The following is an 11999-nucleotide window of genomic DNA, read 5'->3' as shown; positions in this document are numbered from 1 at the left end:
GCCCGGAACCGAGACAACAAAGAATATATGACGCTCTTGGCCTGCCACATCATCCTGGCAGGATTATCAAGAGGACGATTCCGGCAAAATAAAAATTTGTAGTGCCATAGGAATAGTCAAAAAATAAGCAACTTGTTGTTTTTGCATAACTTTGACTTTTTATGTCACGAACTTGGGTTAGGGGTTCGCACAAGCGGTTCTGGTAAGGGCGACCGGCGGTCGCCCAGCTAACACAGCATCATAATATCTCCATAATGCCACTTCCTTCCTGGACCGTCAATCAGACAATCAAGGTACCCTCCTGATCAATACTCTCCTTGGCCCCGATATGCTCCACCCGGTGTTTCCAGTTGGAACCGAGGAAATAAAAACGCAGGCTGTCCACATCCTTATCAATCTCATTAATCAACCGCTCCCGCATCACCACCCATTTATCCGGCGAGACAATGCACTCGAACACGGAATACTGAACCCGCTGTCCGTAATCCCGGCAGACCTTGGCCACCCGGCGCAGGCGTTTGGGCCCGGTTCTATCGCTTGTTTTTACATCATAACTGACCAGGACAAACATATTTTCCTCCTTACGGTGATTGTCGTAGGGGCGAACCCCTGTGTTCGCCCATGTCCTGTTGGGCAGGTCTTGCCCTTACTAACCGGGCAGGCACAGGGGCCTGCCCCTGCTAACGCTGTATCATGGGCGGATATCCGTCCAGATCGCCCCGAAGAAACCGGGCCAGCAACAGGGCCTGGGTATGGAAGAATAATCCCAGGGGCATCTTTACCTCAAGAAAAGGATGCTGGAGCACATCCTGTTTCCGTTCCTGATAAGCTGCGAGCAGGGTCTTTCTGCCCTTATCCTTCATTCGTACTGCACCGTTTTCACTCATCACAAAATCCTTGGCCTGTAACTGGCCCCGGTTGATCAGGGAAAGGACCAGACGATCAGCTAAAGGCCGAAATTCCTCCATCATGTCCAGGGCCAGACTTGCCCGGCCCGGTCGATCCCGGTGGAGAAACCCCACTGCCGGATCAAGTCCTGTGCATTCCAGGGCCGAGCGCACATCATGCATAATCAGGGTGTAGAGAAAGGAAAGCAGGCAGTTGACCAGGTCCAGGGGCGGCCTTCTGCTCCGTTTCTCAAAGAAAAAATCCTCTTTATTGCGAATGATGAGATGGTCAAACACGGAGAAATAGACATGGGCCCCGTCGCCTTCTGTACCCCGCACTTCATCCAGGGGCAGGTTCCGGCCCAGGGATTTGAGCAGACCGGTGAGGTGACCTGCTGCGCTGTTCACGGCCTCACTGTCCAGCTTCTCCGGGTGATCCCGTACAGCCCGATGCAAAAGAGCGCGGCAGTTGGCAACCTTGCCATTAACAAAGGCCCTTGCCATGCGGGCGGAAAAATCCAGGTCATCGGCCCGACGGTATTGTTCCCGCCGCAGGAGCACATTGCCGGAAACCGGTCCCTGCACCCGTGCGAGAAAGCGGCCGTGTTCTGTCAGGAAACTGATCGTCACATCCCGTTCCGCACAGAATCCCATGAGAAAGGGACTGCATCCCACATTACCGAAACAGACGATCCCGTCCAGGGTATGCACGGGCAGGCGCAGCCTGACCTTCTTTTCCACCCGCACAGCAACAGTTTCCCCTTCTTTGGCCAGATAGGCCCCCTGGGTGGTCACAAAAAGCGTGTTCAGATGTTTTTTCATGATTGCGTCATCCTGGTCATATAGTTGCGCACCTGATCTTTCTTTCCAGCAGTTTTGGGCAGACAGGTATCAATAAAAGAGCAGCTTTCGCAGCGGCGGCTGTATTCCGGGGTGGGGGTGACAGTGGCGGCAAGCAGTTCGTGCAGGTGGGCAGCAGCCTCTTCCGTGACCTGGCGCAGGCGATCATCAAACTGCACCGGTGTCCGGCGTTTTTTCTGACCATAATAGAGCGCACCTTCCGGGACCGTGCAGTTCAGCATCTCTTCCAGACACAGGGCCTGGGCGCAGAGCTGGACCCGGTCCGTGTCGTCCTTTTTGGGTCGTCCCCGCTTATACTCCACCGGAAAGGGCAGCCAGGAATCATCTTCCTGCTGATGCATCTCCACGATATCCGCCCTGCCAGACAAGCCCAGGCGCAGAGAGCGGATGGGCATATCATATTCCACCCGCACAGTGCGGCGGGAGTCCGTGGCAGCGGTATGGACCCGCTCGTGGAGAACCCGGCCTTCAGCAGTAAAGCGGTTTTCTGTCCAGGCCTGTTCCAGATGAATCAGGGCGCACTGGCGCGGACAGAACAGGAGATGCTGGAGCGCGGACAGCATGAGGAGGTCGTCTTCCGTGTACATGGTGTGTTCTCCGGTTGGTTGATGTGATTTCGGATATATGATGGCGCAGTATACTCCGCTGATGCAGTTTTACAAGAAGTTAACATGAAATATTAAGCAGTTCTTTCTCTTTTGATGTATATTTGACAAAGTGTACATGATAAAGTAGTTTGTATATACGGACATTCTGGACAGGCGACATGATCATTCAAGACGGGAAAAGTTATGGACACGGAAGCAAAAGGAATCGGGAAAAAACGACTGGTTATTGAAATGGAACCTTGGGAGCACAGAGCTGTTAAAGCCAAGGCTCTGCTTCTGGGAATGTCAATGAGGGAATACGTTTTAAAAACATTGCGGGAAGATGATGTCTTTGATATGGATGATGTCAGTGCTTCTGTTGCGGAGGCGATACAGGAGGTGAAGCAGTACAAAGAAGAATCTGTCAGACCTCGGGGAAATCCGGAAGCAGCCCGTTCCTTTCTTGATTTTTGAAGCTCTGCTTCGTTTACTGAAGTTGAGCTTCTTTCAGGATACCCAAGCAGAGCTTGGGCACCAGTAAAACCTAACCGCTCTCCGCAGCAGAATCCCGCACCTCCTGCCTCTTCCTTGCCTCCTCCACTAACTTTATTGATCCCTGCCACGCCTGCCTGCACAGCTCCGTAAACGGTTCCAGTTTATCCGGTTCCGGCAGCAATTCTTCACCGGCTTTGATCTGGCTGGCAGCAAAATGCCATGCTGACAGGGCATCAGTATATTCTTTACGCTGTTCCCTTGGAATAATGATGGGCGGCAGCCCAGCCCCAAGCACGGGCAGGTTAGCGACCAATCGGGCCAGGCGACCGTTACCGTCCGCAAAAGGATGGATACGGACAAAAGCGGCGTGGAGCTGAACATAGGCGGTCAGGGCAATATCTGGATTTTCCGGTGCGACCTTGTTTTTCTGCATCTGCTTCCGGTACAAGGCAAACCAGCTTTCCATCAGGGCCGGGATGTGGGCAGGGGCTGCATACTCGAAAATGACTTGCCTGCCATCCACTGTCCCGGCGGTGGAGTTGGGTTCGTTTTTCCAGGCACCCACAGACTTGTAATAATCAAACACGGCCTCGGTCTGTACGGCTTTATGCAGAGCAAAGAGTTCGTTTTCACCCAATGTGCTGTCCTGCTGAAGATACTCGTGCAGCAGGTCAATTGCCCGTGCATGCCCCACCACCTCCTGGTGATCCTTGAGCGGCTTGCCCGCAACGGTCAGGCCCTCTTGCAGGACAAAGGCGGTATCGCCCAGACTGAGGGTGTTGCCCTCAAGCGCGGTGGAGGTGTGGGTCCAGAGGTCGCGCAGCTGGGTGCGCAGGGCTGCGCAGGGCTGCGCAAAGGTCCGTGTCGAGGTTGCGGAGGTAGTGGGGCATGGTAGCAGTTAAAAACCCTCAATAATCTCCGGCTCCAACCCTTCCAGCTTTTCAAGCTCAAAGCTACCGTCAGGATGTACTGTCAGGGTGCGGTGTACCTTGGCGGATGAGTATTGCCCGGACTTGCAGTTATGCTGCCACCAAATTACTTTTTCCACGGCCATACTTCCTTCCGGCCTGGCTGAAGAGGCATCGCCTTCAAAGAGCTTGGGCAGGACTGATTTAATGGTTTCTGCGTCATTGTTGGTAAAGCCGGTACGTTCCGAAAGCTGCGGATTCATACTGCCGTAAGTGACATACACTGCCTCATCCACTCGGTGCTTCATGCCCATAGTATCTGAACCTTTTTTACTCCCGTCGCCTTCGCCGCTCACGCTCTTGGTAATCTGGATACTGGCCACACTGACCGGTTCTACACTGAAGGCTGAGTGAATGGATACCGGCCCCCGAATAGGGATAGATACTCCGTCTTTTCCGCTGCCTTTAAAAGCGAAAAGCTGGCCAAAGGTGCGCACATCCAACCATTTTGCGCAGGCTAGTTCTGCCGCCTTGCCGGGGCTGGTCTTCTTGCTGTTAAATGTATCCTTACCCAGTCCGAATTCCTCGGACTCGGCTCTGGCCTTGAGGCTGGGCAGGCCGTCGATTTTCTTTTCATCGCACTGGACAAAAATCGGCTGTTGATTATCCTGCAAACGGTCTCGGATTTTTCGTTTCAGGCAGACATCGCTGATCTCTCCGTAGCCTTCATAATCCACTCTGGGCCGGTTGCCGTTCAACGGATCTCCGTTGGGATTGGCATGTTTTACGCTTAATATCACGGCAAAATCAATTTTATTTTCCAAGCTCATGGTCAGTCTCCAATTATTATTCTTTGCTGTTATTTTCCGCAGGTTCCTTTTCAACCTTCTTGCGAAGCTCCATCCGTTGACAATGGTAGCCTAAGAGGAATTCACCGGTCAGGGATTTGTCGCTGGTAAAGTCATCAGTTGTAAAAGCAGCATGAATTTCATCCAGCTCTTTTTTACGATTGGTCAGAAAGCCTGCTCTGTTCCCCTGCAATCGCTGCATATAGGGCTGTAAACTCTTTTCAATAGTCAACCAGGTGGAGAATGGACGGTCTGCAAAACGCTGCATCAGTCTGGCAGCACTGGTCGGTCTGCTTTCTCCGCCCACATACAGCGCCACTTCTTCGATTTTTTCGGCCACAGCAAGTAATCTGCCGTACAGATAATCTCTTTCTGTCCTGTCTTTTTCCAATGCCATCTTATAGTTTCTCCTTTTATGCTGGGTTGTATGCCGCTCGTAATATCCTTTGAACAATGCACAGGCCACCCCAAGGTTTCTTTCCCATTCCCAATGCTCGCAGTTATTTCGATTACCGGCTCGGCGCACCGCTGACAGCATAATGTCTTTCGGGAACGGGCGACCGTCAACAATGCAGGGCAGTATGCGTTCCAGAACACTCTTTTTCAAGGTGTCATTGCTCTTGAGAATGTCGCCGTAGGCTGCTTCAGCAATAATGCGGGGCACCGGACAGCTTTTCGGCCAGATTGTTTTTCTGATGGGTTTCTTTTTCCCCTTGGGATCAGGGAATTCCTGTGTATGCCGCTGGGGCCAGGCAAATTGCTCGTGCCAAGCATGGAGTCGATCCAGAAATTCACTGGCAAGCAGTTCCCGATAATAGATAATCCCCATCCTGCCCGGCGTGGCTGAATCCAGGCCCATAACCACAATCTGTTCACTGGCTTCAAGTTCCTGACGGTATCCTGCGATATATTTATTGAGTCTATGAGCGAAGCCTTCTCCTATGTCTACAGTATGATCAACCTGATGTTCTTCTTCCTGTTCGTCTTCCGGCTGCTTGGTAATTTCAGCGGTAGCAAGCATGGTCCAAGTGTCTGTCAAAGGTTTCGGGATCTTTTTTCCCGACACTGCCCAGGAAACATAGACCTGATCAGCATTGCGATACCCTTGGCGTGCAATAAGCCAGCGCAGGGCATTATGGGCCTTCTGGGTGACTTCCAGGCTGATGCCGACAGCCTGACTGCCCCCTGATTTTATGCTGTTAGAGGTATCCGTAAATCGTCCGCGAAAGGTGAAGCCGGACATATCATTGGCGGAAATAAGCTTGGCCTTATCGCCTGTGTGTCGTAATTTGGCCGGATGGCTGGCCGTCAGTTTTTCTTCCTGACCGAGGATAAAACACAGTCCTTTGGCCCCTTCCGTCATGCCGTCGAAATCAGCCCAGCTTTGCTGCAGGCTTTGATCTTCCCATGTCTTACTGTCAGCGTCGCCTTGATTTTCGACTGACCAGCAGACAAGGGCGTTGCCCTGCTCAGTTTTTCCTTTGGTTTTCGGCAGCACCTTAAAGATCAACGGCTCCGTTTTTTTTTCGTCGAGGTCGTCAGCAGGCCATTCCTCAAGCAATTTCCCTTGCTCATCAACATGGAGAATATGGTGGGCAATCAGGTCGGCAACAACCTGGCCTTTTGTGATATATGCATGCACAGCGCAAACTTTCGGGTGGGAAAAGGGCGACTCACACCAGCGGGCTAACAGTTGTTCGTATTCCTCGAAAAACGACTTTTTAAGTCCCCCGTAATCAGAATAGTCCTTAGCAACATACTGGATTTTATCAGCCAACGGATGAGGAGGAGCTTTTGTGCCTGACCTGCCGGCGGATTGCTCAGTTGCTGGCAGAACAATCTGTGTTTTCTCAAGCACGGCAGCCCGTTTAAAATTCCCCTGCTCATCAATGACAATATGAATATGGGCATTCTGCAGGGTGTGGCTTACGGGCATGAGCCGTTCTTCAAACGGCACGGCAGACTGGTCAATCGTCAATCCTTGTTCATAGGTCTTATGTAATTGGGCCAGCCAACTCATAACGCAGCCTCCTCTTGTTCCACCGGGCGCATATTTTCATCCAAGGCAAATTCCTTTGCAGCCATCTTGCGGACAAACCGCCGAACCGTACACCCTTCCGGTCGGGGAAACTCCAGGATACCCTTGCGCATGACAGGCTGCCAGAAACGACTGCCCAGTTCATCGGTTCCTGTTTCATCGGGATAATCAAACCCGTGGAACATCATGCCGAAAGCGAGTTCGGGGACATCATCATAGAAACCCTTCTCCTCTTGATTATTGAATTCGCACGGCTCGACATAGGCTTGGCAGTCACGAACACCAAGAAAAATATCCTGCCGCCCTCCTTTCTCCAGCATCCGTTGAGCAATACTGTAATGTTTGCCGTCAATACGATCTTTAGTAAGTTCCGGGCGGTGTCCGTTCCATTCGAAATGGGCCTTGACCTGATACTCCACCTCGTGGAGAAAGGTATAAATCGCCAGGGAATTGCCGCCGCCCCAGACAAGTGGTTTGGTTCCTTTGGTTTGTGTTTTTATTTGTTTCATCACCCGGACTTTATCCACATGCCAGATAATGGTGGGTTTCCAGTAGATGGACTTTAAAACGCCCTTGATGGCCTCATAGGTCGGCACATGGTAAGAGCATTTTTCTCCGCCGGTCTTGGTCACCGGGTCGGTAAATAGGGCATAACGTCCCCAGAGCCGAAAACTGATGCTGTTTCTCATTCTGTCACCTTATAGCCGGTATAAAGAAAAGTATGTGCAATGTAATGAAGACAGACATCGTAAACGCTAAAACTGGACATTGTTTATAATAATTTAATATTATAGCAAAATCACTAAATTTGGACACTTGCTACAAGACAAAATGTCCAAATTCTATTAATCGTATATAAAATCAAATCATTATCAAGTAATTATCATTTTGATGTTTACGATGTCTGGAAGAGTAAATCGGGGAGAGACTTACTCCCATCCTGTTGTTGAGTGACCAGATGAAGAGTCAAAGATTCAGTTTGTGTGCAATGATAACAACAGGAAAAGGTATGCTGTTCGTATAGATACAACTTTTGAAGAATATTTCAACAGGAATCGTTAGAAATTTTATAAGAGAGAACAGGACGTGGTGAGAAGGCAAAGAAAAATGCCCCCGTAACGGGGGCGACAATTAATATGATACAGTTCCTGTCAATATTTCAATCCACACCCCCGCAGGGATGAATTGCTGCCAGCCATAAAATGACTGATACAACCTCGTAAAAAGCTACTACCGATGAATCCCCCAGAATGGGTCGGAACTCCATCCGGTGTGAAATCCCATATCCTGAATCGGTATTCCTTTATTTTGATCAATTAAATCAGATAAACGTTGCTGCCATCCAGAGCCATCAGCAATAACATTGAGGAATACATTGAGCACCGCCATTTGAGCGTACAATTTGTAATTGTTACAAAAATGCTTTCGATATTTCTTGAATACTTTGGGCCGTACAGTAAAAGTTCGATTCCATAGTCGCGAATGATGGGCACAAAGATTGCGAAGGTAAGTAAAAGAATGTAGCCAGGATATCATCACTGTATAGTGAATATTATAAGAGTGTGCCCTTTTTGTGTGAGGGTTGTTCTCCTTTAATATCAAACTATTAACTTTGGGTCTTTTCAGCAAAATTCTACAGAATTCCCCGATTTACCCAAAACATTTTTTGAAGGCAGAAGATTTTCTCTTTATGTAAATAGGAATTAATATTGTTAATAAATATTCTTTTTTATATTAATATTTTATGAAGCAGCAAAAGATTTTGGCAGAATTTTATAGAATTAAGTTTGCTGAATAATCATATAATGAAAATCATCTTTAAATAATTAAGATTAATCAGTTAAAGGTCTGATTGGATATTTTTCACACAAAAAGGTTGCACTCATATTATAAGGTCTGCTGATTTCAGTTTGTAGTTCTCTTGATTTCAGGTGACGAAAAATGTTAGACCAGACTCCAAAGGACAATTCTTCAGCAACTTCCCAGGCAGGCGGATTTGCAGATACTTTCTCTTGGATAATACTTATCAACTGCTGATGATTGTAACACCGAACAAATAACTCCGAATTCAAATACCAGTGCGCATCGTAATGTTCAGATAAGGTATTGGATATTGTTGCCCGAAGAGCAATTTCTATACGCTCCACAGCATCCATAACCAGCAGGCGGAGTTTACGGTCAAAGATGTAACAATTTAAAATTTGGTCAAATGAGGTGTTTTTTTGAAATTGCCCGGATGAATCAAGGAACGGCGGAAAGTAACCAGACAGGCGATAATACCCGATGAATTTAAGATAATGGAGGGTTCTTTCCGGATTTGGCAGAACCAACCCTCTTTTTCGCAGCAGATCAACCTGCTCGTGTGGACTTAGGGCAGAACGTCCATGAAATGATAGTGCTTGTGAAGGCATAAAAAAAACCCGCCGGGGTGCGCATTGTAAAGAGGCGTGGCAGGTATTGTTACTTTTTATCTATCATCCCTGCTTACGCATGTCAATATGAAATCAAACATAACTTAAACATTCGGCAAAAAAAATGTCAAGTATTTATATTATATATTTCCTTTCTATGAACAGATAATCACCTTACAAGGAAACATGGACACTTCATCATTATTTCGTTTTTTAGCCAAACAACATATCCATACCGCTGACCACCTCTGTGGATAACCCGAAGTCCTCATTATAGTGCTGCTCATACAGGCAGTAAATCTCTTCACCGGGCTGTACGGGATAAACCGCTTGTGCCTCTTTCAGCTTTCTCCAGACATTAGGAAAGACATTCACACTGTACTGCTGGGCCTGCTGCAACAGATCATAAGCCTTTGACGGTTCATAATCCGCGCAAAGATCGGCGATGATTTCCTTTCCCCTGCCATATGGCACAATCACAGCCTGGGTCGGTGCGTCAATGGCCTTGAAAGCCCGGCCCGCTGTTTGAAAGGATTGCTGGAGCATAATGGAGTTGGCTGTCCGTCCGGTATTCAGCTGATTGTCACTGAGCAGACTCAGAAGAGTATCTGTCCTGCCAGCCTGTTTTTCGTTCAGAGGATAGGACATGATATCCGCCCGATCATAAAAATAATAGCGGAAATACTGGCTCATCATTTCCGGGTTCAGCAGATCGCTGTCTTTTGCCTCCGAGAAAATACGCAGGGCCTTGTCACGACCAATCTTGATATCCTCCAGCATATCAATCTGCTCTTCCTCCGGGTTCACCACTATGACTTCAGCGGTGGGCAGGTTGCCGTTGCGATTGCAGCGTCCTGCCGCCTGAGCAATGGAATCAAGCCCGGCCAGAAAACGAATGACTGAGTTGAAATCAACATCCACGCCAGCTTCAATGAGTTGGGTGCTGATGCAGAGCACAGGCAACCCATTATCAAGACGCTTTCGCACCTCGGCGAGAATTTCTTTTCGATGGGCCGGGCAAAGACTGGTGCTGAGGTGAAAGATTTTTCCTTTCTCAAGCTCATCCGCACAGCGTTCATAGAGTTGCTGCGCCCATTTCTTGGTATTCACCACAACCAGACAATTGCCTTTTTCCTCCAGTTCTTCCAGGGCAAGTTCGGTGATTTCCTCTTCCGACCATCCCGGAGTCCGCACCTGATTGTTTACCTCCACCCGCTTGAGTTGACGAAAAGTCTCGGCCACATCTTCAACCAGTTCATGTCCTGCCGGTATATCCAGCTGCCCCTTGTCTCTATGCCTGAGATCATCCAGCAAAGGCTGGGTCGCTGTACAGAGCACTGCTGTGCTTCCGGTATGATCCACCAGAAATTGTAGCGCATTGCAGAAGAGATGCACACAGTTGACCGGCAGACTCTGGATTTCATCAAAAATCAACACCGAATTGGCAAGGGTATGCATTCGTCGGGCACCACGGGTGCCACCGCCGAACAGTACTTCCAGGAATTGCACCATAGTTGTAAAGATAACCGGAGCGTCCCAGTTTTCCGTGATAAGTTTTGTCCGCCAGTCCAGTTCTTCCGGCTCAAGACTGGAGTGATGTTCCAAGACCCACGGAAAAGGATCACTTTCCTGCTCAAGAACCTTTCGGATCTCCTCGGCATTCTGTTCAATGATTGAAGTGAAAGGGATGATGTAGATGATGTGTTCCAGCTTGTGTTTTTTTGCATGATGCAAGGCATAGCGCATGCTGGCAAAGGTCTTGCCGCCACCGGTGGGTACGGTAAGGGTGTATATTCTCTGTTCGTCTTCAGCACGTTTCCGGCATTGCTCAGAAATTGCTCGTCGTATGGTATCAATTTCATTGCGGATGGTAAAACTTGCGTTTTTTGCTTCCATCCGTTCAATAGCCAGCTGCCAGTCCACTGCTCCTGTTGAGCGGGCCTCTGCTTTGGCCGGGTCTTCAAAATCTGCGCTGTTGATCCGGTCAGCATCAATCAGACAACTGAAAAGAAATCTGGTGAACAGACCAAGCCGGAATTGCTGCATGACAGGTGATTCTTTCTTTTCCGGTGCAACAATCTTAACCAAATGTGCCCAAAAGTTTTCAAGAAACCGTTTCCCGGAAAATTCTTCAAGCTGCTTCAGTACCTCATTGTCACCGACCTGAAGGCATTCCTGCAAATTGGTCTTGGTATCCTCTTTGGCGATTCTTTTTTGAAAGCCGTTTTTCCCGTCCACCTTCAGGCAGTCCAGCAAACCGCCGTGATGGGAAGCAAGACACACTGCAAGTATCTGGCCGACCAGTTTTCCCTGCGGTCCATACTCGTTGAAGCGTTGCCAAATCCATTGGGCACCGGCTGTGGAGTGATCAATTTTGCCCTTCAATGCCTTGGCATCAACATATTCGTTGTCAATATCCGGGTTGAGCATACCGGTTGCCGATTTGATATACTCTTGAAAGTCTGTGCTGTATTTGCCCAAATCATGGAGCAGACCAAGCAGGCATCCCGCTTCCGGCGTACCTGCCTTGCCAGCAAGTCTGCCGCATATTGCAGCAACTTCAAGTAGATGATCGGCAACAGTTTGTTTGGTTTGATCAGTACTGCGACGGTGGGCTATATAGTTCTTGTTGCTCTTGTTCATGATGCTTTATCTTTGTGGCTGTCGAAATGAAACAGGGCAGGGATAAATTAATACAAATACAACTCCTGGAAAATATTGACACGAATAACAATCGTGCCAGCGTATGTCAAATAAAAACTTCAGCCTAAAACATTTGCCCAAGGTACGGGGTGAAAGACCGGGTTGCGCAATATCACGACAACGGTTATATTTTCCCTATGAGCACAACAGACAATCCCCATGACAGCGTAGTCAGGCAGACATTGGGACGGCCGGAGGTGGCAGCAGGATATTTCCGGTACAACCTGCCGGAAGAACTGCTTGCGCATATTGACCTTACCA

General features: G+C 48.8%; 13 protein-coding genes. 3 read left to right on the top strand and 10 right to left on the bottom strand.

The features are described from left to right. Positions 1-280: 280 nt before the first annotated feature. The 3 genes from cas2 to cas4 form a co-directional block, all read right to left on the bottom strand. The gene (gene cas2 / locus L2082_RS15430) at positions 281-571 is read right to left on the bottom strand and encodes a CRISPR-associated endonuclease Cas2 (RefSeq protein WP_446010724.1); all 291 of its coding nucleotides are present in this window, start codon (positions 569-571) and stop codon (positions 281-283) included. A gap of 109 nt (positions 572-680) precedes the next feature. Beyond that, positions 681-1709 (bottom strand): type I-C CRISPR-associated endonuclease Cas1c, encoded by a 1029-nt coding sequence (gene cas1c, locus L2082_RS15425; RefSeq protein WP_446010723.1) that lies wholly within the window; start codon positions 1707-1709, stop codon positions 681-683. Next, positions 1706-2335 carry a CRISPR-associated protein Cas4 gene (cas4, locus tag L2082_RS15420; RefSeq protein ID WP_446010722.1) on the bottom strand — a complete coding sequence of 210 codons (630 nt, stop codon included), beginning with the start codon at positions 2333-2335 and terminating at the stop codon, positions 1706-1708. Before cas4 ends, cas1c begins: the two co-directional genes overlap by 4 nt. A gap of 204 nt (positions 2336-2539) precedes the next feature. Here cas4 and L2082_RS15415 point away from each other — a divergent pair, with 204 nt between their 5' ends. Next, positions 2540-2809 carry a hypothetical protein gene (locus tag L2082_RS15415; RefSeq protein ID WP_446010721.1) on the top strand — a complete coding sequence of 90 codons (270 nt, stop codon included), beginning with the start codon at positions 2540-2542 and terminating at the stop codon, positions 2807-2809. A gap of 70 nt (positions 2810-2879) precedes the next feature. Here the strand turns inward: L2082_RS15415 and L2082_RS15410 are convergent, their stop codons facing one another. Continuing rightward, a complete protein-coding gene (locus L2082_RS15410) occupies positions 2880-3524 on the bottom strand; it encodes a Fic family protein (RefSeq protein WP_446010720.1) in 645 nt (214 codons plus the stop codon). On the opposite strand from L2082_RS15410, the gene L2082_RS15405 reads away from it, so the two are divergent. Beyond that, positions 3516-3725, top strand: a complete 210-nt coding sequence (locus tag L2082_RS15405) for a hypothetical protein (protein ID WP_446010719.1) — start codon at positions 3516-3518, stop codon at positions 3723-3725. The two genes, L2082_RS15410 and L2082_RS15405, sit on opposite strands and share 9 nt — an antisense overlap. Before the next feature lie 3 nt (positions 3726-3728). On the opposite strand, the gene cas7c is transcribed toward L2082_RS15405, so the two are convergent. From cas7c to cas3, 6 genes are all read right to left on the bottom strand, one after another. Next, the gene (cas7c, locus tag L2082_RS15400; RefSeq protein ID WP_446010718.1) at positions 3729-4568 is read right to left on the bottom strand and encodes a type I-C CRISPR-associated protein Cas7/Csd2; all 840 of its coding nucleotides are present in this window, start codon (positions 4566-4568) and stop codon (positions 3729-3731) included. 16 nt (positions 4569-4584) lie between these two features. Then, positions 4585-6606 carry a type I-C CRISPR-associated protein Cas8c/Csd1 gene (cas8c, locus tag L2082_RS15395; protein WP_446011929.1) on the bottom strand — a complete coding sequence of 674 codons (2022 nt, stop codon included), beginning with the start codon at positions 6604-6606 and terminating at the stop codon, positions 4585-4587. After that, complete coding sequence (gene cas5c, locus L2082_RS15390) at positions 6603-7313, bottom strand: type I-C CRISPR-associated protein Cas5c (RefSeq protein WP_446011276.1); 711 nt, start codon at positions 7311-7313, stop codon at positions 6603-6605. The genes cas8c and cas5c overlap by 4 nt, the downstream gene beginning before the upstream one ends. A 541-nt stretch (positions 7314-7854) precedes the next feature. Then, positions 7855-8160 (bottom strand): Abi family protein, encoded by a 306-nt coding sequence (locus L2082_RS15385; protein ID WP_446011931.1) that lies wholly within the window; start codon positions 8158-8160, stop codon positions 7855-7857. Positions 8161-8456: 296 nt separating this feature from the next. Continuing rightward, positions 8457-9035 carry an Abi family protein gene (locus L2082_RS15380; protein WP_446011928.1) on the bottom strand — a complete coding sequence of 193 codons (579 nt, stop codon included), beginning with the start codon at positions 9033-9035 and terminating at the stop codon, positions 8457-8459. 213 nt (positions 9036-9248) lie between these two features. Further along, positions 9249-11678: a CRISPR-associated helicase Cas3' gene (gene cas3, locus L2082_RS15375; protein WP_446011927.1), complete on the bottom strand. Its 2430-nt coding sequence runs from the start codon at positions 11676-11678 to the stop codon at positions 9249-9251. 197 nt (positions 11679-11875) lie between these two features. Here cas3 and L2082_RS15370 point away from each other — a divergent pair. After that, a partial coding sequence (locus tag L2082_RS15370) for an Rpn family recombination-promoting nuclease/putative transposase (protein WP_446011930.1) occupies positions 11876-11999 on the top strand: 124 nt, incomplete at its 3' end.

The sequence above is a fragment of the Candidatus Electrothrix sp. genome, assembly GCF_052785085.1.
Note: the sequence above shows the minus strand (reverse complement) of the source record. Positions and strands in the feature narration are given on the sequence as shown.